Below are 2,924 nucleotides of genomic sequence, written 5' to 3'. Positions count from 1 at the left end.
GACCGGAGTCCAGCGCGGCAGCCGATCGACGGCCCGAAGACGAACGGACGGCCGCGGGCCCGCAGCAGACCGCGGCACCGCGGGGCCACGGTCGAACCGGAGAAGGCGGGCCCAGCGATCGCAGCCCGGCCGGGGCGAGCGGTCGGGAGACGGACGAACGCCGGACGGAATCGCCGCGGGCGGCGCCGACGGTTGGGTCGCCATTCGGGGGAGATCCGCGGCTCGAACCCGAGCGGACGGCCGGCCCGCGAACCGGCGAGGCGAGACGCCCCGATGAATCCGAGCGCCGCGCCGATTCCGAGCGCCGCACCGCTTCCGAGGACCGCGCCGGCGGAGATCGACCCGGCGGCGAGACGCCCCTGCGCGGTCCGGACGCCCGGATCGATCCGGAACGCAAGCAACCCCCGACGGAGCCTAACGCGATCCCCGAGGGCGCCGATCGACGGCTCCCCGGGGGCAACGAACGTGGGAGTCCCGAGACCACCGAGCGGCGGCTCGAAGACGAACCCGACGCCCGGGCAGAGTGCCCCGACGACCACTCCGGTAGATCGGGCGGCGGCGACGAACGCGAGGGGCGAATCGACGACGAATCCGCCCGCGGGCTCGACGACGCCCGGCAGCACCCGAACGGTCCCGGCCGGCACCCGGAGGATCTCGGCCGGCACGTGGACGAACCCGAGCCCGACCGGTCCGCTCCCGATGAAGACGATGGCGGGACGGACGACCAGCGTTCTATCGACGAACCTGCAACGGGCGGCGAGCGAATGCAGGAGGTTCCGATCGAGCTCGAAGAAGGAGGCGTGGGAGGCGACCCGACGAGCGAGGATCGATCGGCCGAGGGGCCGACGGACGAAGACCGGCTCCACGGGGAACGAAGCGGCGACGAGCGATCGGATGGCGACCGGACGGACGAGGACCGGACGATGACGGATCGACCAGACGAGGACCGGACGACGGCGGACCGACTTGACGATGACGAACAACCCGCCGACGAGGAAACGGCTGACGAATCGAGCGGGTTGCTCAGTCGATTCCTCCGACGGTAGCTCGGTCCTCAGGGATCGCCGACGCCGCGACGACACGGTAGCGCCCATAATTTCAACTTTCCGACTAATTTCCCGATTTCTGTAGACACAGGGGCGGACATACCCAATATTTCTAATTTTATATTGGAATGCAGGGTTCCAGAGCAGTCGTTCTTCGATCCCCTTATTTCCGTGCGATGCTAACAGGAGGCGTACGAGCGGACGCAACGGTCGAGCGTTCGGAGGTGACTCTCGCGTGAGTAACGGTGAAAACGGAGCGGACGACGGCGAATCGGACCGAGACACGAACGAAGATCGACGACGAGGGTTCCACTTCGAAGCCGGCTTGCGACCGCTGTCGGACCTGCTCGGCAATCTGGTGGAAGTCGATGCGAGCGAAGCGCCGCCGCCCTCGGAGGACGCCGTCGAATGGGACGACGTTCGTCCCGAATCAGACCGCGGGCGGAGCGAACCGGAGCGCAAGCGGACGACGCGGGTCCGCAAATCGTCGGCCGAGCAGTGCCTGATCGATACGCGCCTGGACGACGACGAGTTCGTGGTCAACGCCGACGTTCCCGGCGCGAGCAAGGACGACGTTTCGGTCGGAATGAATCCGAGCACGGACCAGCTCGTGATCAGCAGAGGTGGGTCCGTCGTCGGGCGCGTCGACCTCCCCTGGAAGTCGGCCGAAGCGACGAACGTCTGGTTCAACAACGGAGTGCTCGAGGTTCGGCTCCGATCCGACGATTCGTGAGACCCATCGAGATCGCTCTTCGCAAGCTACGGCGCGGACGTGCTTGACACTTCACGCGTCCAGTCGGGATCTACTCACACCGATCTGTCAGCACGTGCCGGCGTCGCCGACGACTGCCGCCGTCAACCGTCGAGCACCGCCCGGTACCGCTCGCCCGCCTCGTCGTCGGCTTCGAGCGCCGCTCGAATTCGCGGGGAGATCCATCCGCGTCGACCGCCCTCGAAACCGTCGTCCACCCCGGCCACCGCCGTCCCCGCGGCGGGCGATCCCTCGAACCCGTCGGGCCGGAGATCCGACGGCAAAAACCGCTCGTAGATCGGCAAGCGCTCCCCGAGCGCCAGCCCCGCGTCCTCGGCGATCGCCTCCAGTTCCCGCAGCGCGGGCCAGGCGTAGTCGGGATTGACGTGGTCGTCGGTCACCGGCGAGACGCCGCCGAGGTCGTCGACGCCGCAGTCGATCAGCTCGCGGACGGGCGCCAGGTTCGGCGGAACCTGCACCGACACTTCCTCGGGAAGCGCCGCGCGTGCCATCGCCGTCACCCGGCGCATCGTCTCCAGGTCCGGCGTGCCACCCCGCCAGCGTTCGTTGTCGCGGACTGGCTGGACGATCACCTCCTGGACGTGGTCGTAGCGGTCGTGGAGCTCCCGGATCGCGAGCAGGCTCTCGGCGCGGTCCGCCCAGGTCTCGCCGATGCCGACGAGGATGCCGGTCGTGAACGCCACGTCCAGCTCGCCGGCGGTGCGGATGGTGTGCAGCCGCTGACCGGGCTCTTTCTTGCGGGGACCCCCGTGGGCGTCGATATCGGCCGTGGTCTCGAGCATTACCCCCATGCTCGCGTTGACGTCCGCGACGGTCGCCATCTGCTCGCGGGTTTGGTCGCCGGGGTTGGCGTGCGGAAGCAGCCCCTCCTCCAGCGCGACCACGCAGGCCGCCCGCAGGTACTCGTGGATCGAGTCGTACCCCCACTCGTCGAGTTGGGAGTGGATCGCCTCGTAGCGATCGTCGGGGTCGTCGCCGAAGGTGTACAGCGCCTCGGTGCAGCCGGCGTCGGCGCCCCGTCGGCAGATGTCGCGGACCTCCTCGAGCGAGAGCAGCGACGCCTCCCCGGGCGGATCGAAGTACGTGCAGTAGGTGCAGGTGTATCG

2 protein-coding genes and 1 pseudogene are annotated in these 2,924 nt (G+C 68.7%); 2 read left to right on the top strand and 1 reads right to left on the bottom strand.

All coding sequences use genetic code 11. The features are described from left to right. Together QZT59_RS06405 and QZT59_RS06400 are read left to right on the top strand one after the other, a co-directional pair. Window positions 1-1,046, top strand: a pseudogene (locus tag QZT59_RS06405) (hypothetical protein); the annotation flags it as partial. Between the two features lie 235 nt (window positions 1,047-1,281). After that, a complete protein-coding gene (locus tag QZT59_RS06400; protein ID WP_290812990.1) occupies window positions 1,282-1,779 on the top strand; it encodes an Hsp20/alpha crystallin family protein in 498 nt (165 codons plus the stop codon). Window positions 1,780-1,901: 122 nt separating this feature from the next. On the opposite strand, the gene cofG is transcribed toward QZT59_RS06400, so the two are convergent. After that, window positions 1,902-2,924, bottom strand: a 1,023-nt coding sequence (gene cofG / locus QZT59_RS06395) for a 7,8-didemethyl-8-hydroxy-5-deazariboflavin synthase subunit CofG (RefSeq protein ID WP_290812987.1), incomplete at its 5' end; no start/stop codon positions are given.

The sequence above is a fragment of the Halovivax sp. genome (assembly GCA_007119345.1).
Classification (GTDB): Archaea; Halobacteriota; Halobacteria; order Halobacteriales; family Natrialbaceae; genus Halovivax.
This window is presented reverse-complemented; position numbering and strand designations above follow the sequence as displayed.